This window comes from Streptococcus infantis (assembly GCF_047460685.1).
Classification (GTDB): Bacteria; Bacillota; Bacilli; order Lactobacillales; family Streptococcaceae; genus Streptococcus; species Streptococcus infantis_AD.
Genome location: NZ_JASHFS010000010.1, coordinates 67,348 through 87,251 on the forward strand (window position 1 = coordinate 67,348; position 19,904 = coordinate 87,251).

Below are 19,904 nucleotides of genomic sequence, written 5' to 3' on the forward strand. Positions count from 1 at the left end.
AGAAGTTTCTTCGAGAACTTGGGACTTAGCCACTTTAGTCTCTGAAACAAAGTCTGCCTCTGCACTTTTAATAGCGCCTGCCAATTCTGGTGATAACTTATCTTCTGGTGGAAGCTGTGTAAGACTTGTTTCTGCTTCTAGTGCGGGCTCTGTCTCTGCAGCTTGTACCATGCTAGCTCCAAAGATACTCGCGCCAACCATAACTGAAGCTGCTCCTATTGCAAATTTTCGAATGCTATAATGACAACGTTTCTCAAAAAATTGATGATCCATCTTTCTACTATTCCTTTCCTCCAACCACTCATCTAAGCGGTTTCATCCCTATTTTAAAAAACGGAGAGAACCTAGAGGTCCTCTCCATATGGTTGTAGCATTTTTCCATCCTATCCACTGGGATAGTCCAAGTATTTCTACAATCAATCAGCAATGTAGAGTTCCAAACTCTATTTTTCTTTACGTTTAACTGTTAGTAATGCCACTGATAAAACAAGACTGAGACTTGCTAGGAAGGCAGCTGGATCAGATCGACTTTCACCTGTTTCTGGAAGTCTTGCTGAATTTGCTTTTCCTGGATTATTTCCAGAAACCTCTCCCTGAGCTGCTAGCCCATGAGCTGATTCTACTGGTTCTTGATTTTGTTCTTTATAGACAATCGCATAAAGTCCTAGATCTTTGGTGACAAATTCAACTGTGTCACCTACAAGCGTCACCTTTTGAACCTGCAAACCTTGATCTAAGCTCATGTGATAAACCTCTTGAACCTGACCATTGACTGGCAATCTCACTAGAACTGCACCCTTTGGATCAACCATTTGGTTATCTTTATCTAGCAATTTCACTTGATAAGCATCGTATTGCTTACCAGCTAATTCTTGGCGTAGAACCTTTTGAACTTGAAGCTTGAGATTAGCATCCAACTCTTGAGTTAGCCCTGCTACCAGAACTCCAGTTTCCTTATCAGATAAGATTTGAACCTCTGCAGTTGGTTTTTCCACACTTGGGGCTGGATCATTTCCCACTGTAGCCAATGTTCCTGTGTATTCTGGCAGCTCGTTCTTGGCTGCTTCCACAGCATTAACGCCACCTGTAAATTCTGGGGCTTCGTTCTTAGCAGCTTCTACTGCATTGACACCACCTTCAAATTCTGGCACTTCTACTACAGGAGCTGGATCGTCGCCTACTGTGCCGATTGCTTCTGTGTACTCTGGCAACTCATTTTTAGCGGCTTCTACTGCATTGACACCACCTTCAAATTCTGGCACTTCTACTACAGGAGCTGGATCGTCACCTACTGTGCCGATTGCATCTGTATATTCTGGTAATTCATTCTTAGCGGCTTCTACTGCATTGACGCCGCCCTCAAATTCTGGGACTTCTACTACTGGAGCTGGTTCGTCACCTACCGTGCCGATTGCCTCTGTGTATTCTGGAAATTCATTCTTAGCGGCTTCTACTGCATTGACACCACCTTCAAATTCTGGGACTTCTACTACTGGTGCTGGCTCTTCACCTGCTGTCCCGATTGAGTCTGTGTATTCTGGCAACTCATGCTTAGCGGCTTCTACTGCATTGACACCACCCTTGAATTCTGGGACTTCTACTACTGGTGCTGGCTCGTCGCCTACTGTGCCGATTGCCTCTGTGTATTCTGGCAATTCATTCTTAGCGGCTTCTACTGCATTGACACCACCTTCAAATTCTGGGACTTCTACTACCGGAGCTGGCTCTTCACCTGCTGTCCCGATTGCATCTGTGTATTCTGGCAATTCATGCTTAGCTGCTTCTACTGCGTTAACACCGCCCTTGAATTCTGGGACTTCTACCACTGGAGTTGGCTCTTCACCTGCTGTCCCGATTGCATTTGTGTATTCTGGCAACTCATGCTTGGCAGCTTCAGCAGCATTGACGCCACCATCAAATTCTGGAATTTCTACGACTGGAGCTGGCTCGTCACCTTTGCTAGTAGTAATGGCTGGTTTGACCTTAACTTCAACAACTCGATCTTGCGCCTCAGTCGTATCTGTATGAACAGTGGTACGGTTAGATCCTAGAACCTCAACATAATCAACTCTTTCACCCTTCTTACCTTCTGAGATTACACGACGTTCATCTTGAGCTAAGTCATTGTTTTCACGAATAATTTCCTTAAATGGAATTTCGCTCTTGACAACTTCTAGACTTGGTCGTTCGAGAACAGGACTTTGGTCGCCTTCTTCAGGAACTATACGGTGACTAGGTTTGAAGTGAATACGATATTCCTTGACAAGACTACCATCCTTAGCAAGAAGACGGACAAGAGTAGGAAGGTTATCCTGACTAGACTCAACAACCGTTGTCACACCGTGACCACTTGCTTGAGCAGTCACCTGTGGTTTAGTGCCATTTAAGCTCACTGTATAATCTGAAACCTCAGGATCAAAGTTTTCTAATGCTTTTCCAGCAACCGAAATAGTCACTGAAGGAGTTTCCACATCGTTTGCTTTAGCAGGAGAGTAAGCACTAAACTCGACCATTGCTAGACCATTAGTTGCAGATTTACGAGTCATGCGTGCTCGAATAGCTGTTGTCTGAATTGGATCAAAGGTAAATTCGATTGGTTTACCAGCCACGATTTCTCCAGATGCTTTATAAGGAATTTCTTGCCAGTTTTCTGCCTTATTAAATGGATGATCCGCATTTTCTTCATAACGAGAAATGGTACTTGGTTCTGTATAGGCAGGCCCGACATATCTTTCTAATACCATTGTCGCTGGTGCGTCTGTTCCACTGTCTTTAAAGAACTGAATAGCTACTTTTCCAACAGACTGAGGTGTAATCTGACCATTCTTCTTAAAGAGAATTCCCACAGATGTTTCTTGGTCTTTCGGAGTTCGAGACCAGTTAGTCCAACGTCCATCCTCGTTAAAGTGACCATCGTTGATATAGAAAATTTTATCCCGAGAAGCTGCTTGTGTATCATTTGTAGTAGATGCAAAGGCTTTAGAATCTGTCGCATTATTGCTTGCATTTTCTGAGATAACTTGATTACCTTTTGTAACAACTGTTACTTGCATCTTGGTTGTTAAGTCTGTTCCTAGAACATGACCAAGTACTTCAAAGTTACCTTCTTGGGAAGTCGCATGTTCTGGAATTGCATCCCATTGGACAGCAAGGTTAGCTTTAACCCAGCCATCTTGTGATGGATAGTAGACTGTTACTTCGGCAGGCAATTGAAGTTGATCGCCAACATTCAAGGTCTGGGCACTATTTTCCGCAGCTACTGGTTGTGTTGACTCTTTTTCGTCATCACGGAAGATACGATATTCTTTAAGAACAGTTCCATCCTCAGCTTTCAAAATAAGACGTGTCGCACCTTTTTCACTTGTTGCAGGAACAACCGTTACCAAACCGTTGTTGCTGGCTGTGGCAGTGATTTCCTTGCTTGCTTGAGGAATATAATAATCTGTCTTAGATGGATTGAAATGTTCGAGCTTCTTGCCATCTACTTGGATAGAAATTTCTGAGCTGGTAGCACTTGGAACCTTACTTCCTAAAATAGTAATTTCTGTTAAACCAACACCAGCCTTTCCATCTGCCTTCTTCATACGCATACGAACGGCATAAGTTTCAACCTTATCAAATGTAAAGTGGTTTGTTTGACCTGCAGATAATTGTCCAGGAGCGTGAAGATTTTCTACAGCCTTCCAGTTGGCAGCATTGTTAAATGGATGTTTGGCATCTCCTTGAGCATGATTGACATCATTTGGAAGATCTGGAACTTCTTGACCGACATAGTATTCGATGACATATTCTTTTGGAAGTCCGATAGCTCCGTCTGTGTAGAAATCAACGGAAAGATTATTGACAAAGCGTTTTGTCAAATCACCAGAATTACCAAACAAGATGGATGCCCAATCATTATCTGTACCTGTTTGCCATGTAGTCCATCGATTCTTGACATCTGTAGGCGTTCTTGACACAGTCAAGTCGTTCAAAGTATTCGCCGAATCATCCCCACCAGTATTGGATACAATAGCAGCTGGCAATTGAGAACCTGTCCACTGTTTCGAGATATTATTTCCAGCAACAACTTGACTAGAAACACGGACATGGGCCTTAGTAGTCAGATGGCTACCAACCAATTGACCCTTGATTTCATAGATACCTTCAGTCTGACTAAAGTTCTCAGGAACCTTGTCCCAAAGGACATCTTTATAGACAATTGTTCCATTAGAATGGTAGGCACGTACGTTAGCTGGCAATTGAACAGTTTCACCCTTAGGTAGTGTTAAACTGATTTCTTCTGCAACCTGCAAACCTTCAACAGTTACATTTGCTAAAGCTTCAATATCTGTACCTTCGACATGACCTTTAAGGGTAAAGCTATGATAGTAACCAAGTTCTTTGGCATCTATCTTGTCCCAAGTTACAGCTACCTTACGAGGCAAGCCCTTATCAAATTCTGCTCCGATTTGATCAGGCAAATTCGGTTGCTGATTGATATCTGTAGAGATAGAAACAGGATGAAGTTTGACAATTTTCTTGTCTACTGTATTTTCTTTTATCACAAGTTCAGTTGCTACAGACTGAGTCTTATCAGTTTGATTGTCAATACGAGGAGTGAGGGTTACACTACCTTTCTTGTAAAGAAGCAAGTTCTTACCATTCACCTCAAGATGAGCACCGTCAGCTGACTTAGCTTCCAAATGGATATCTGACGCTGAAAATTCAGTCTGTGAACCATCCTCATAATGCCCAATGACATGATAAGGGAGAACTTGATCTTCAGTTGCATTTTCTTTTCCTTCAACACTTACTTCCAAGCGTGTCAAGGCAGGAGCTTCCTTCACAAACTGAATCAAATAAGTTTGAACTAAATCGCCCTTCTGGTCACTCAAAAATACAGAAGCCTGATAATCATTAGCTAATGAAGCTTGTTGAACAGTTACTTGGTAGCCAGTAGTTTGTGCTCCAACACTTGGGATTTTAGCAGTATAAGGAAGGGATACTCGGTAGTAGATCTTTCCAGGCTCAAAGTTTTCAAGAGACTTGTCACCAACCGTGAGACCTGTAACAGTACTTTCTGTTTCCTTATCACTCGCGATAAAGGTTGCCGTAACCTCGTAGTCATTGCCTTCCAATTTACCAGTTGCTTCAGTACGTCCACCTTCTTTTTTCAAGGCATCAGGATTTTTCAAGGTCCAAGAAACGACATCCGCATCAACCAAGTTACCATCTGATAAAACAGCCGTAACAGTCTTGTCCAAATTTTCAACAGCTGTACCAACTGGGACAGTTGCTACTTTTGGCAACCACTTATCAAGCGCAACTACCTTGACAAGGGCTTCAGCCTTGGCTTCGAGTCCTTCCACACTACCAAGGACTTTTTTCTCACCAGCACTTGAAAGGAGATCTTCTGGGATGTCCCAAGTCACAGCTTTTTCTTCGACACTACCATCGCTATAAATAGCTGTCACAGTCTCTGGCAATTTAGGATTTTCGCTGACATCAGTTCTTGCCTTCACAGGGGCAAAAGCGATAAAATGGCGATTTTCTTTCTTGCCTGAAACGGTTGTGACTGTTGCATGATCTGAAGCCAAGCCTGCAGAATCCGCATAAAGGGTAAATTTCCCTTCTTTTTCAGTGGATTTAACAATGACAACACCTTTACCATTGAAGGCTTTTCTTTGCCATGTGCCATCTTTCTGAGCTTTATAGCGTTCACGGCTAGCTTGTTCTCCATTATCCACACCAACAATTTGTCCTTGGCCATGAAGATTGAAATGAACAAGATTATTGGCAGTTGGAACGACATTGCCATCTTCATCAACGATTTCATAATGAATGTATGACAAATCTTTTCCGTCTGCAGTGATGACATGCTCTTCCTTAGTGAGTCGAACTCTAGCTGGCTCCCCTGCTGTTGTCACACTATCACGCGCAATCTCTTTGCCATTTTCATCACGAGCAATAGCAGTTAAGGTACCTGGTTTATAGTCAACCAACCACTCAAGATACAATTCACTTGGTTTAGCTCCCTCGTGATAAGGGCGCCCATCTTCAGTTGTTTTCTTAACAAATTCTTTCTTACCAAGGGACTCGTTGTTCAAGAACAATTCTACGCTAGCAGCATTTGAGAAGGTCCGAACTGGAACCTTACCATTGACCAGCATATTACGTTCCTTGAGCGTTTCTTCAGTCCAATTCCAGTGAGGCATGATGCGAACAGTTGGTTTTTCTTTGGCACTATACCATTCACTACGGTAAAGGTAGAAATCATTCTTAGGCAATCCTGCCGTATCAATGATACCAAAGTAAGAGCTTTTCACTGGTGTATTATCTTGATTATGCCATGGTGTAGGTTCACCGATATAGTCAAAACCAGTCCAGATAAACTGACCTGCATAGCCAGCACGATCACGGTCAAAGGTCCAAGATTCAGTAGCTGTTCTACCCCAGGCTACACGATCATTACCATAGTCTGATTGTTCATAGTGACGATTTGGACGATTGTCGTGCCAGAGTAAATGAGCAGGATCAAAATAAGAATCTCGAGTTCGAGTTGCTGAAGAAGTTTCAGAACCGTAGATTAACCAGTCTGGATGGGCTTTACGAACAGCATCGTAAAAACGCTCTCCATAGTTCATACCTACAGCATCCATGATTGCTGCTAATTCTAAGAACAAGCCTGTAGAAGCACGACTGAATTTATTTTCACCCATAGTCACATAGCGCTCTGTATCAATTGCTTTGATAACAGCTTTCAAACGCTTGGCTGTTTCTAGTGAACGAGCTCCACCATCAGCCTCATCAACTTCATTACCGAGTGACCACATAACGATAGATGGATTATTTTTATCACGTTCGACCATGGTTCTCAGGTCAAAATCAGACCACTTTTCACCCTTCTTAGCTTCTGGGTGAGTTGCATCTTGGTCAAAGAAACGTCCATAGTCATACGTTTTCTTACCACGATACCAAGTATCAAAGGCTTCTTCTTGGACCAAAAGTCCTAGATTTGCTGCAGCATCTAACAACTGTGGACTTGCTGGATTGTGGGTTGTACGGATAGAGTTAACTCCCATATCTTTTAGGAGTTTTAATTTTCGGTAGGTTGCCTTATAGTTTTCTTCTGCCCCCAAGGCTCCATTATCATGGTGAATACTAACTCCATGGAATTTCATTCTCTCACCGTTCAGTGAGAAGCCTTCTTTAGCTGTCCAGTTGAAATAACGATAACCAAAAGTATCTTCTGTCACATCAACTAGCTGCCCTTCATTATAAACCTTGGTTTTTAGAACATAGAGCTGAGGATGGTAGCTTTTTGTTGTCCAGAGAGTTGGTTTATTAACCAAAATCGTTTGCTTAAAGTCAGCTGTCTCATTTCCTGATAGATTCTTAGTTACAGAACGAACCAAATCTGAGACAGCCTTACCTTCCTTAGTAAAAATCTGTTGCTCCACAAATACCTTGGCTAAAGTCTTAGCAGTATTTTTGATCTTGCTTTGAATTTGTGTTTCAACATTGCCATCTTTTTGTTCAGCTAATTTTGGAGTTGTGATATGATTTCCATTTTCAGCCACCTGTACCTTGTCACGATAGCTCAGAGTCACATCACGATAGATCCCACTTCCTGAGTACCATCGACTACTTGGCTGCTTATTAGTAACTTGGACCGCAATGGTATTTTCACTACCATCTTTATTTAAAAATTCAGTGATGTCATATGAAAAATGATTATAACCACTTGGATAATGACCGACAAATTTGCCATTTACATAAACCTTAGAGTCCATGTAAACTCCATCAAAATTAATACGAACATCCTTGTCCTTGGCAGCTTCGTCTACAGTAAAGGTCTTACGATACCAGGCAGTCCCACCATTTAATTGACCACCCTCATTTCGAGCAGGAGACTTGTGATCAAAATCAAAATAGATACTCCAGTCATGAGGAAGGTTCAACTTAGACCAGTCATGAACATCCACATCTTTCTTAGAAAAATCACCCTGAGCGTTTAATTTAAAATACCAGTCTTTGTTGAAATTTTGTTTTCTTTCCTGTAAAAGTTGGTCTTCTTTTTCCTTCTCTTTTGTGGCTTGAGGCAATTCACTTGCCGAAGCTTTTTCTTCCTTGCTTTTATCGTCCGTTACAGGTTTATTCTGATTAGGTGTATCAGAATGTTCTTCTCGAACTGCTAGCTTGTCAGAACTTGCTTCTGAATCTGTAGACTCTTTCCCATCCACTTCAGTAGCAGGTTTTTCAGTTTTTTCAACTTTGTCTTTTTTAGGGCTAACTACTTCTACTTCCTTTTCTTCCTTAGGACTTGTAGCCTCAGTCATCTTTTCTTCAGTTACTGGTTTTGCTGCTTCAACCGCATCATTTCCTTCTTTTTCAGTAGTGGAATCTTGTGCACCATTTTGCTCAGCTTTTGCAATGGCCGCAGCAAGATCATCTGGAAGCTTATCTAAAGGTTGAACTTGATGAATTGTTTCCTCACTGGGAGTTGCTGTTTCGGTTTCAGCAGCTTGCGCCACCTGAAGACCAAATATACTAGCTCCAATCATAACCGAAGCCGCACCAATGGCAAATTTACGAATACTATAATGACACCGTCTTTCAAAAAATCTCTTATCCATTATTGTTCCTTTCCAATGTTCTAGTAAGCGATTACATTTTGCTCCAAAAAATAAACCTCCCTCTAGACGCTTACTTATTTTATCCATATAAATATTGATGCTTTTAATATATCAAAATAGTAGAGTTTTTTCAATAATTTGTAGAAGTTTTACTGTAATTTTATTAAAATAAGTGCAAGAAAAAAACAAGTTCATTTTTTAGAACTTGTTTTTTCACTATCTAGAATAAATGCTTGTTCTATCTATCCAAACTACGCAATGCAGCCTGATAAGTTTGCTCCATTAGCATAGTAATGGTCATAGGCCCAACTCCACCAGGTACAGGCGTGATATGACTAGCGATTGGCGCAACAGCCTCATAGTCAACATCTCCACAGAGCTTGCCATTTTCATCTCGGTTCATCCCCACATCAATAACAACAGCCCCAGGTTTGACAAAGTCAGCAGTCACAAATTTAGCACGACCGATTGCTACCACAAGAATATCAGCTTTAGAAGCTACCTTAGCAAGGTTATGAGTTCGTGAGTGGGTCAAGGTTACAGTTGCATTCTTAGCCAACAGTAACTGGGCCATGGGTTTCCCAACAATATTGGAACGACCAATAACGACAGCATTTTTACTTTCTAAGTCAATCCCATACTCATGAAACATTTCCATAATACCAGCAGGAGTTGAAGGAATCATAACTGGGTGACCAGACCAAAGGCGTCCCATGTTGAGCGGATGAAAACCATCCACATCCTTTTCTGGATCAATGGCTAGTAGAACAGCCTCTTCATCGATGTGTTTTGGTAATGGTAATTGCACCAAAATCCCATGCCAAGCTGGATCTTGATTGTATTTGGCAATCAAATCCAACAATTCCTCTTGGGTAATTGTTTCAGGAACTCGCACAACTTCACTCTGGAATCCTGCTGCAATAGCTGAACGTTCCTTGTTACGAACGTAAACTTGGCTGGCTGGATTTTCTCCGACTAAAATAACGACCAAACCAGGCACCAAACCTGTCTCTTCTTTCAATTTCGCAGTCTTTTCAGCCAATTGTCCCTGTAACTTGGCCGCCAAGGCCTTCCCATCAATAATCTGTGTCATGTGTTTTCTCTTTTCTAACAAATATCTTCTATTATATCAAAAATATACTTGTCCCTCTAACACTTCTTACCTAAGAGACCTTATAGTCTGAAACTATAAGAAAGAAGCTGGGACAAAAGTCCTAGCCTCTCAATTGTCTTTGGATTGTCGAGCAAGACGCAGTGGTTGAGTGGGCTCTACTACGCTGATTTCATCAGCTTTTACAGCCCTACTCAACTGTGCGGAGGTGGGACGACGAAATCGAATTCTAACGAATTACCGATTTCTGTCCCACTCTCTCTAAATTACGATATTCTTACAAAACCTTACTCAAGAACTCCTTGGTTCTTTGTTCTTGGGTTTGTTCAAAGACTTGCTCTGGAGTTCCGTCTTCGACAACAACACCGTCAGCCATAAAGATGACACGATCTGCCACCTCACGCGCAAAGCCCATCTCATGCGTCACGATGACCATGGTCATTCCTGACTTAGCAAGTTCTTGCATAACTGCTAGTACTTCCCCTACCATTTCTGGGTCTAGGGCAGAAGTCGGTTCATCAAAGAGTAGGACATCTGGTTCCATAGCAAGACCACGAGCGATAGCGATACGTTGTTGCTGTCCACCAGACAAACTTTGTGGATAAGCATCTGCCTTATCTGGTAAACCAACCTTTTCCAAAAGCTCATGGGCTCTCTTCTCAGCAACTTCCTTACTTTCGCCTTTGGTCTTGATAGGAGAAAGCGTGATATTTTCCTTCACTGTCATATTGGGGAAGAGATTGAACTGTTGGAATACCATTCCCATCTTTTCACGCATGGCAAAGAGGTCATTTTTCTTATCCGTAATATCCACTCCTTCAAAGATGACCTTGCCTTTTGTCGCTTCTTCGAGGAGATTCATGGAGCGAAGGAGGGTTGACTTCCCGCTACCTGACGGTCCGATAATCACCACAACTTCTCCCTTTTTAATCTCCAGATCAATTCCTTTTAAAACTTCATTTTTCCCAAAGTTTTTATGAAGGTTTTCAATTTTTATAAGCGTTTCAGTCATTATTTTTTCTCTCCTTGTCCCATACGATTTTCAAAAGCTTTCAAGGCTAGTGTCAAGATAGAGGTCATAATCAAGTAGTAAAAGGCCGCAAATAAGAGTGGAGTTAAAGGTAGGTAGGTGGTTGTTGACACCGTAGTAGCTCCATTCCACAATTCCATGACACCGATTGCTGACAAGAGTGAACTATCCTTGATAATGGTAATAAACTCATTCCCCAAGGCTGGCAAGATATTCTTGATAGCCTGTGGCAAGATGACATAGCGCATAGCATTTTTAGGACGAATCCCTAGAGAGTAAGCCGCCTCTAATTGCCCTTTAGGTACTGCATTGATACCAGCACGAACTGTTTCTGATACATAGGCACCACTATTCATAGAGATAATGATAATCCCTGGAATCAAACGTGAAAAATCAACTCCCAAAACACCAATCTGAATTGTCGGAGCATTGATATGCATAAGAGCAAAAGCAATCATGATCTGTACCATCATAGGTGTTCCACGGAAAATCCAAATATAAACATTGGCAAGCCAAGCTATGGGCTTTATTTTAGAACGTTGAGCAAAAGCCAAGACTACCCCTAAAATTGTCCCCAAAAAGACAACCAAAACTGAGATCAAGACTGTTACAAGAGCACCATAGTTAAAATATGGCAGATATTTAGGTAAAAAAGAAAAATTCATAAATCCACTACTTTCTAATTTCTAACTTAAAACTTGTATGAGTATAACATGTTTTGAATAAAAATGCAATCTTTTTCCTTTTATTTTCAATAAAATTTCAAAGAAAACAGAAATAGCGAGAAATCTTAGTTTTTTCTAGTCAAGTGGATACTCTTTATGGTAAAATAGTAACGATAAGAAATGGAGGAGAATCAAAATGGAATCACATTTGGTTAGAATCATCAACCGCCTAGAAGCAATGACAAAAGATGGTGGTAACTTAAAACGTAACTTTGAGCGCGAGGGAGTTGTTGTAGCTGAAGTTGCTTTTAACCATGATGAAGAAAATGGCCCAATCTTTACACTTCGTGATGTTGAAGCTCGTGAAACATATACTTTTGACAGCATCGACTTGATTGCGATGGAAATTTACGAACTTCTATACTAATAATAGATATACAGAGGTTGGGACAAAAGATCCCGACCTCACTTTTTATTAGCAATCAAACTTTGACGCGGTAGCTGATTGGACTTTTCGTTCGTCTTTTAGACTCCCAAAACTCCTAATCATCTTCGCGGGGCTGGGACTACGAAATCGAGACTTTGTCTATCGATTTCTGTCCCACCCAACGAGAATCCTTTTTGTATGACAAATAGGATTTTTTTTCTTACTATCAAGATTTTCTCACGATTAGCGCTCTTCTATTTATAGTGCTAGTATCCAATCTTTTTACTTGAATTGCCCAATAATCATGATATAATTAAATTATATACTTGTTTGACTATTTTTGACCTTTTAGATTTAGTCAAGACTAAGAAAGAAATGAGGTGGCGGTATGCTCTGTCAAAACTGTAAAATCAATGACTCAACGATTCATCTTTATACCAATCTCAATGGACAACAAAAGCAAATCGATCTTTGCCAAAATTGCTACAAAATTATCAAAACAGATCCTAACAATAGCTTATTCAAGGGCATTACAGATTTAAACAACCGTGATTTTGATCCCTTTGGAGACTTCTTTAACGATCTCAACAACTTTAGACCTTCTTCTAATAACAACAATATCCCCCCAACCCAGTCAGGGGGTGGATACGGTGGAAATGGTGGCTATGGTTCCCAAAATCGTGGTCCTGCCCAAACCCCACCACCAATCCAGGAAAAAGGACTCTTGGATGAATATGGTATCAATGTCACTGAGATTGCCCGTCGTGGAAATATTGACCCTGTAATTGGCCGTGACGAAGAGATCATTCGCGTCATTGAAATCCTCAACCGCAGAACAAAAAACAACCCTGTTCTCATCGGTGAGCCTGGTGTTGGTAAGACAGCCGTTGTCGAAGGTTTAGCTCAGAAAATTGTTGACGGTGATGTTCCGCATAAGCTTCAAGGTAAAGAAGTCATCCGCTTAGATGTCGTTAGCCTTGTTCAAGGAACAGGTATCCGAGGTCAGTTTGAAGAACGCATGCAAAAACTCATGGAAGAAATTCGTGATCGCGAGGATGTTATCCTCTTTATCGACGAAATTCATGAGATTGTCGGTGCTGGTTCAGCAGGAGAAGGGAATATGGATGCAGGAAATATCCTAAAACCAGCTCTTGCTCGTGGCGAACTCCAGTTAGTAGGTGCTACTACCCTCAATGAATACCGCATCATCGAAAAAGACGCCGCCCTTGAGCGCCGTATGCAACCTGTTAAAGTTGATGAACCAACTGTGGAAGAGACTCTTATTATCCTCAAAGGTATCCAAAAGAAATACGAAGATTACCACCACGTTCATTATACAGATGGGGCTATCGAAGCTGCTGCTACTCTTTCTAACCGCTACATCCAAGATCGTTTCTTGCCAGATAAGGCTATTGACCTCCTAGATGAGGCTGGTTCTAAAATGAACTTAACTTTGAATTTTGTAGATCCTAAGGTCATCGACCAACGCTTAATCGAAGCAGAAAATCTCAAGGCCCAAGCAACCCGCGATGAAGATTTTGAAAAAGCAGCCTACTTCCGTGACCAGATTGCCAAATATAAGGAAATGCAAAAGACCAAGGTAACGGATCAGGATACCCCAATCATCAGCGAAAAGACAATCGAACACATCATCGAGCAAAAGACTAATATTCCAGTTGGTGATTTGAAAGAAAAAGAACAGTCTCAACTGATCAATCTAGCAGATGACCTTAAGGCTCATGTTATTGGACAAGACGATGCTGTAGATAAGATTGCTAAGGCTATCCGTCGTAACCGTGTTGGTTTAGGTACTCCAAACCGTCCAATTGGTAGCTTCCTCTTTGTTGGTCCTACCGGTGTCGGTAAGACAGAACTTTCTAAACAACTGGCCATCGAACTCTTTGGTTCTGCTGATAGCATGATTCGCTTTGATATGAGCGAATACATGGAAAAACACAGCGTTGCTAAACTCGTTGGTGCCCCTCCGGGATACGTAGGCTATGATGAAGCTGGACAATTGACTGAAAAAGTTCGTCGTAACCCCTACTCACTGATCCTCCTAGACGAGGTTGAAAAAGCCCATCCAGATGTTATGCATATGTTCCTCCAAGTCTTGGATGATGGTCGTTTAACGGATGGTCAAGGACGTACAGTTAGCTTCAAGGACGCCATCATTATCATGACCTCAAATGCAGGTACAGGTAAGGCAGAAGCTAGTGTTGGATTTGGTGCTGCTAGAGAAGGCCGTACTAACTCTGTCCTTGGGGAATTAGGCAACTTCTTTAGTCCAGAATTCATGAACCGTTTTGATGGCATTATCGAATTCAAGGCTCTCAGCAAGGAAAATCTCCTTCAAATCGTTGACCTCATGTTAGATGATGTCAATAAACGACTCTCAAGTAATAACATCCATTTAGATGTGACAGATAAGGTTAAGGAGAAACTTGTAGACCTTGGTTATGATCCAAAAATGGGAGCTCGCCCACTCCGTCGTACAATTCAAGACTATATCGAAGATGCGATTACAGACTACTACCTTGAAAATCCAAGCGAGAAAAACCTCAAAGCCGTCATGACTAGCAATGGTAAAATCATGATTAAATCAAAAAATAAATTGGAAACAGTTGACTCAAATGACTAATTCCACATACTAAAAGAATGTTCTTACTTGACAGTAAGAGCATTCTTTAATATGATAGAAAGAAAGCGCAATCACAAAGGAGACATTTATGACAAATCCTACATTTGGAGAGAAAATCGAGGGCGTAACCTACAAGACTCGCTATGGTGTTTATGCAGTCATTCCTGATTCAAAACACGAAAAGATTATCCTCGTTCAAGCTCCAAATGGTGCTTGGTTCTTGCCAGGTGGCGAAATCGAAGAAGGTGAAGACCACTTTGAAGCTCTCAAACGAGAATTGATTGAAGAATTAGGCTTTACGGCTGAAATCGGTAGCTATTATGGTCAGGCTGACGAGTATTTTTATTCTAGCCATCGTGATACTCACTACTACAATCCAGCCTATCTCTACGAAGCAACTTCTTTCCAAGAAGTTCAAAAACCCTTGGAAGACTTCAATCATCTAGCCTGGTTCCCAATTGATGAAGCTATTGCTAACCTCAAACGTGGAAGTCATAAATGGGCTATCGAAGCTTGGAAAAAACAACATCAAATTTAAGTTAACTTTTCCAATTTTTCCAAAAAATGCTATAATAGACATAGAAACTCAGGAGGAAACCCTATGAAGCTCATCAACACTACTAATTCACACTCGCAACTTGTTAAAAGTCAGTTAGAAAGCACCGATGCAACACTTGTAGAGGTTTATTCTGCGGGTAATACAGATGTTATTTTTACCCAGGCACCGCTTCATTACGAAATCCTCATTTCAAATAAACATCGTGCTATCCGCGAAAAAGAGATGGAGAAAATCCAAGAATTTTTCTTAAATCGTAAGATTGACAAGCAAAATATCGATGAAGCTAATATCAAGACCCTCTACTCTGAAAAACTGATTGAAATTTCAATCCCTACAAAATAAAAACCAGTTCAACAACTGGTTTTTATATGCAAAAAGATTGGTAGTTTTACCAATCTTTTTTGTATTACTTAACTGCTTCTTTCAAAGCATCAACCTTGTCCAAGCGTTCCCATGGAAGATCGATATCTGTACGTCCCATGTGTCCATAAGCCGCTGTTTGACGGTAGATTGGACGTTTGAGATCAAGCATTTGAATGATTCCTGCAGGACGAAGGTCAAAGATTTGACGGGCTGCTTTTTCAAGTTTACTTTCAGCTACTGTACCAGTGCCAAAGGTATCGATACGAACAGATACAGGTTGAGCTACACCGATTGCGTAAGCCAATTGCACTTCTGCTTTCTTAGCAAGACCTGCAGCAACAATGTTTTTAGCAATGTAGCGAGCTGCATAAGAAGCTGAACGGTCAACCTTAGTCGCATCCTTACCAGAGAAGGCACCACCACCGTGACGTGAGTAACCACCATAAGTATCTACGATGATCTTACGACCAGTCAAACCTGAGTCTCCTTGAGGTCCTCCGATAACGAAACGACCAGTTGGATTGATGAAGAATTTAGTCTCATCGTCAAGATAAGAAGCTGGAATCACTTCCTTGATAACCTTGTTAATCACATCTTCATGGATCTGTTCATTGCTGACTTCTGGATCGTGTTGAGTTGAAATAACGACTGTATCCACACGCACTGGCTGGTCATTTTCATCGTACTCAACAGTAACTTGAGATTTAGCATCTGGACGAAGATAGCTAATTTCACCAGACTTACGAAGCTCTGCTAAACGACGAACCAACTTGTGGCTGAGTGAGATTGGCAATGGCATGAGTTCTTCAGTTTCATTAACCGCAAAACCAAACATAAGACCTTGGTCTCCAGCTCCAATCAAGTCAAGTGGATCTTTATCGGCATTTCCACGAACTTCCAAGGCTTCATTAACACCTTGAGCGATATCTGGAGATTGCTCTACCAATGATGGATGAACTCCTACTGTTTCAGCTGAGAATCCATACTCAGTATTGGTATAACCGATCTCTGCAATGGTATCACGAACTACACGGTTAATATCTACATAAGCAGTAGTTGAAATTTCACCAAAGACATGCACTGAACCAGTATAAACAGCTGTTTCAGCAGCAACGTGGGCTTCTGGATCCTGCTCTAAAATAGCATCCAAGATAGCATCTGAAATTTGGTCTGCAATCTTATCTGGGTGCCCCTCAGATACAGATTCAGACGTGAAAAGTTTACGTTCTGACATAAAAATGTCCCCCCTTAAAAAATATTCGTTATAGAGTTACAAAGAACTGGTAGGAAGAGTATTTGCAATCAATCCTACCACCTTATCGGGACCATATAACCTAACTATTATAACACGATTTCTAGAAAAATGCCTAGATTATTGCTTTTTTTCTCTCATTTCCCAACCAGTCTTTTTTACATGAATACAAGATCAAAAAATCTCCTAAAGCAAGAGTAAAAATCCTACTTCAAGAGAAAACTAAAAGACTAATTATTTTCTAGATAAAACTCAAACCGTTCTCCGACGTATTGGCTCTTTACATACTCGAAAGCCGTTCCGTCATCAAAGTAAGACACCTGAGTCAGTCCTAATATAGCATGCCCTTTTTCGACCTCTAAGTAATAAGCAATTTTTTCCTTGGCTAGGCGGGCATAAATGGTCTGGTGAGATTTACCAATCCGATAACCATGTTTCTGCAAGGTTTGAAAGAAATGCTTGGTTACTTCTTCTTTCTTAAAATTTTTGATAAATTTCTCAGGAATAGAAGCTACTTCATAGACAACAGGAAGCTTATCCGCATAACGAACACGTTCCATCCGAATGATATTGTCAGTTGGTAGTATACCTAGTTTAGCCACTTCTTGCTCATTAGGGATAGTTCGACGATAGGAAATCAGATGACTCGATGGTGTTTTACCCTGAGCTTTTACAATCTCAGTAAAACTGGTCGTCCCACGCATTTTTTCTTGAACACGAGTACTTGAAACAAAGGTGCCACTCCCTACACGACGCTCTAAAACCCCTTCTTCAACTAAAAGGGAGATGGCTTGACGCAGGGTCATACGACTAACCTCAAATTCCTCGGCTAAGTCTCGCTCACTTGGGAGTCTCTCTCCTATTTTCCAATTTCCCTCATCAATATCTTTCTTGATTTGATCGTGAATTTTCATATAAGCTGGTAACATGCGTGCTCACTTCTTTTCTTTATTTTTTCCATTGTACCGTATCTTATGGGGAAAAGTCAAACCGCACTTGTTTGGTTGGTAATTCTAACCCTTTTATGATAGAATATTCAAGAAGATATTTCTTTTAAGAAAGGGAAAAGATGAGCAACATTTCAACTGATTTGCAAGATGTCGAAAAGATCATCGTACTGGACTATGGTAGCCAGTACAACCAACTTATCTCACGTCGTATCCGTGAGATTGGTGTCTTTTCAGAACTAAAAAGTCACAAGATTTCGGCTGACGAAGTCCGTGCTATCAATCCTGTCGGGATTGTACTTTCAGGTGGTCCAAACTCTGTTTACGAAGAAGGATCATTTGATATTGACCCAGAAATTTTTGAACTCGGTATTCCAATTTTAGGAATTTGTTACGGTATGCAGCTATTAACCCACAAGCTTGGTGGTAAAGTTGTTCCTGCAGGTGATGCTGGAAACCGTGAATATGGTCAATCAACATTGACTCACACAGAATCAGCTCTTTTTGCGGGTACTCCAGATGAGCAACTAGTCTTGATGAGCCATGGTGACGCGGTTACTGAAATTCCTGCTGATTTCGTTCGTACTGGAACATCAGCGGACTGCCCATACGCGTCCATCGAAAATCCAGATAAAAAAATCTATGGTATCCAATTCCACCCAGAGGTTCGTCACTCAGTTCACGGTTATGATATTTTGCGTAACTTTGCTTTAAATATCTGTGGTGCCAAAGGTGACTGGACTATGGATAACTTCATTGAGATGCAAATCAAACAAATCCGTGAGAAAGTTGGAGACAAACGTGTTCTCCTCGGACTTTCTGGTGGTGTTGACTCTTCTGTTGTTGGGGTTCTTCTCCAAAAAGCAATCGGCGATCAATTAATCTGTATCTTTGTAGACCACGGTCTTCTCCGTAAAGGGGAAGCTGACCAAGTTATGGATATGCTTGGTGGTAAGTTTGGGTTGAACATCGTTAAGGCAGATGCTGCCAAACGTTTCCTTGATAAATTGGCTGGTGTATCTGATCCTGAAACTAAACGTAAGATTATCGGTAACGAGTTTGTTTATGTCTTTGATGATGAGGCAAGCAAACTAACAGACGTGAAATTCCTTGCACAAGGAACACTCTATACAGACGTTATCGAGTCTGGTACGGATACTGCTCAAACCATCAAGTCTCACCATAACGTGGGTGGTCTCCCAGAGGATATGCAGTTTGAACTGATCGAACCACTTAACACTCTTTACAAGGATGAAGTTCGTGCACTCGGTACTGAGCTTGGTATGCCAGACCACATCGTATGGCGCCAACCATTCCCAGGTCCAGGGCTTGCTATCCGTGTCATGGGTGAAATCACTGAAGAAAAGCTTGAAACAGTTCGCGAATCAGACGCTATCCTGCGTGAAGAAATCGCTAAAGCTGGCCTTGACCGCGATATCTGGCAATACTTCACTGTTAACACTGGCGTTCGTTCAGTAGGTGTTATGGGAGATGGCCGTACTTACGACTACACCATCGCTATCCGTGCTATCACTTCTATCGATGGAATGACAGCTGACTTCGCTAAGATCCCTTGGGAAGTTCTCCAGAAAATCTCAGTTCGTATCGTAAACGAAGTTGACCACGTTAACCGCATCGTCTACGATATCACAAGTAAACCACCTGCAACCGTTGAGTGGGAATGATTTATAAACATGATTTGAAGTGAAATGGTTGATTTAACAGCATTTTCAGTTATTATAAAAGGTTAAAAATAAATCAGTATCGATTAGTTCCCCACCAAAAACCCCACCAGAATTTTTCTGGTGAGGGTTTTTTATAGTAAAATTTTATTTTTATATTAAAAGAGATTATTAGCAATTCTTTCTGCAAAATACATCATAACACCAACAATTAATGCCGTCAAAACAGGAATCTTGAATTTAAATGCAGAAATCATTAACTCAACACAACCCAAATTCCGTTTCGGTCAAATCGATGAGAAAGAATTGTCAGATAAAATCAAGACCGCGCACCGTAATACAGTGAGAATGATATTAAAAATCATAGCTTATCAACACCAATCCGATTTATTACCTGAAAAGTGGGAGATTGAACATATCCTTCCTTAAAAATGGCAATCAGGTTATTTCCCAACGAATTCAGATTCTGATGTCAAAGAATTGGTTGAACATATTGGAAATAAAATTCCCTTTGAAAAGAGGCTCAATATTATCGCAAGCAACGGATACTTTGCTAAGGCTACAGGAAATCCAAAGTTGGTATATTACTCGAAATAACAGCAATTGGGG

12 protein-coding genes and 1 pseudogene are annotated in these 19,904 nt (G+C 41.1%); 6 read left to right on the forward strand and 7 right to left on the reverse strand.

What is annotated here, in order from left to right; genetic code table 11:
- Positions 1–204: 204 nt before the first annotated feature.
- The 5 genes and pseudogenes from QM917_RS06215 to QM917_RS06235 form a co-directional block, all read right to left on the reverse strand.
- Positions 205–273 (reverse strand): annotated as a pseudogene (locus QM917_RS06215) (YSIRK-type signal peptide-containing protein); the annotation flags it as partial.
- A gap of 170 nt (positions 274–443) precedes the next feature.
- Entirely contained in the window at positions 444–8,618 is an 8,175-nt protein-coding gene (locus tag QM917_RS06220; protein WP_414285264.1) for an SIALI-17 repeat-containing surface protein, read from the reverse strand.
- A gap of 238 nt (positions 8,619–8,856) precedes the next feature.
- A complete protein-coding gene (locus tag QM917_RS06225) occupies positions 8,857–9,711 on the reverse strand; it encodes a bifunctional methylenetetrahydrofolate dehydrogenase/methenyltetrahydrofolate cyclohydrolase (RefSeq protein WP_414285265.1) in 855 nt (284 codons plus the stop codon).
- 295 nt (positions 9,712–10,006) lie between these two features.
- Positions 10,007–10,741, reverse strand: coding sequence for an amino acid ABC transporter ATP-binding protein (locus QM917_RS06230; protein ID WP_414285266.1), 735 nt, complete (start codon positions 10,739–10,741; stop codon positions 10,007–10,009).
- The gene (locus QM917_RS06235) at positions 10,741–11,424 is read right to left on the reverse strand and encodes an amino acid ABC transporter permease (protein WP_001011628.1); all 684 of its coding nucleotides are present in this window, start codon (positions 11,422–11,424) and stop codon (positions 10,741–10,743) included. Before QM917_RS06235 ends, QM917_RS06230 begins: the two co-directional genes overlap by 1 nt.
- A 196-nt stretch (positions 11,425–11,620) precedes the next feature.
- Between QM917_RS06235 and QM917_RS06240 the strand changes: the two genes are divergently transcribed.
- The 4 genes from QM917_RS06240 (at position 11,621) to QM917_RS06255 (ending at position 15,393) form a co-directional block, all read left to right on the forward strand.
- Positions 11,621–11,851 (forward strand): DUF1797 family protein, encoded by a 231-nt coding sequence (locus QM917_RS06240; protein ID WP_000443576.1) that lies wholly within the window; start codon positions 11,621–11,623, stop codon positions 11,849–11,851.
- Positions 11,852–12,239: 388 nt separating this feature from the next.
- Positions 12,240–14,492, forward strand: a complete 2,253-nt coding sequence (locus QM917_RS06245; protein WP_414285267.1) for an AAA family ATPase — start codon at positions 12,240–12,242, stop codon at positions 14,490–14,492.
- An 88-nt stretch (positions 14,493–14,580) separates the two neighbouring features.
- Entirely contained in the window at positions 14,581–15,030 is a 450-nt protein-coding gene (locus QM917_RS06250; protein WP_414285268.1) for an NUDIX hydrolase, read from the forward strand.
- 63 nt (positions 15,031–15,093) lie between these two features.
- Positions 15,094–15,393 (forward strand): DUF1827 family protein, encoded by a 300-nt coding sequence (locus QM917_RS06255; protein WP_049528781.1) that lies wholly within the window; start codon positions 15,094–15,096, stop codon positions 15,391–15,393.
- A gap of 64 nt (positions 15,394–15,457) precedes the next feature.
- Here the strand turns inward: QM917_RS06255 and metK are convergent, their stop codons facing one another.
- Both metK and QM917_RS06265 read right to left on the reverse strand, forming a co-directional pair.
- A complete protein-coding gene (gene metK / locus QM917_RS06260) occupies positions 15,458–16,648 on the reverse strand; it encodes a methionine adenosyltransferase (protein WP_414270762.1) in 1,191 nt (396 codons plus the stop codon).
- Between the two features lie 248 nt (positions 16,649–16,896).
- Entirely contained in the window at positions 16,897–17,595 is a 699-nt protein-coding gene (locus QM917_RS06265) for a GntR family transcriptional regulator (RefSeq protein ID WP_414285269.1), read from the reverse strand.
- A gap of 140 nt (positions 17,596–17,735) precedes the next feature.
- On the opposite strand from QM917_RS06265, the gene guaA reads away from it, so the two are divergent.
- Together guaA and QM917_RS06275 are read left to right on the forward strand one after the other, a co-directional pair.
- A complete protein-coding gene (gene guaA, locus QM917_RS06270) occupies positions 17,736–19,298 on the forward strand; it encodes a glutamine-hydrolyzing GMP synthase (RefSeq protein ID WP_414285270.1) in 1,563 nt (520 codons plus the stop codon).
- 231 nt (positions 19,299–19,529) lie between these two features.
- On the forward strand, positions 19,530–19,724 hold the full coding sequence (locus QM917_RS06275) for a hypothetical protein (RefSeq protein WP_414285271.1): 195 nt from the start codon (positions 19,530–19,532) through the stop codon (positions 19,722–19,724).
- Positions 19,725–19,904: the final 180 nt, after the last annotated feature.